Origin of the sequence: Shewanella sp. SR44-3 (genome assembly GCF_014163735.1) — a bacterium.
In the GTDB taxonomy this organism is placed as follows: Bacteria; Pseudomonadota; Gammaproteobacteria; order Enterobacterales; family Shewanellaceae; genus Shewanella.
The window spans coordinates 1-333 of record NZ_JACJDV010000128.1 but is presented as its reverse complement, the minus strand read 5'-3'; the positions used below and the strand labels follow the sequence as shown (position 1 = coordinate 333).

General features: G+C 43.8%; 1 pseudogene. It reads right to left on the bottom strand.

What is annotated here, in order from left to right:
• A pseudogene (locus tag H5073_RS18465) lies at positions 1-264 on the bottom strand (transposase); the annotation flags it as partial.
• Positions 265-333: the final 69 nt, after the last annotated feature.

Sequence of the window (333 nt, the reverse complement as noted above, 5' to 3'; positions counted from 1 at the left end):
TCCTCAAGCGTTTCACCCTGAGCAAACTTTTGGGTTATATCAGTGCCCTTAAATAATTGATGCCAATGGCTTATTACCTCAACATCAGACCAGCGGTTAGCTTGATAAATGTCGATACTGAGCACCACATGAAGGTGATTACTCCCAGCTCATTCACAAGAGTGCAAAAGCAGCCACATCAATAGCGAAAACCTCCGCTAATTTAAACAATTGCGCTTCTACCCAAGCACGACGATGGTCAAAATTCTTACCCGACTCACCCAATAAACCAGTGCATCATCACCGCAGACTTTTTATTGGTAAAGAATGCACGGCGAATAACACGACTGTTGC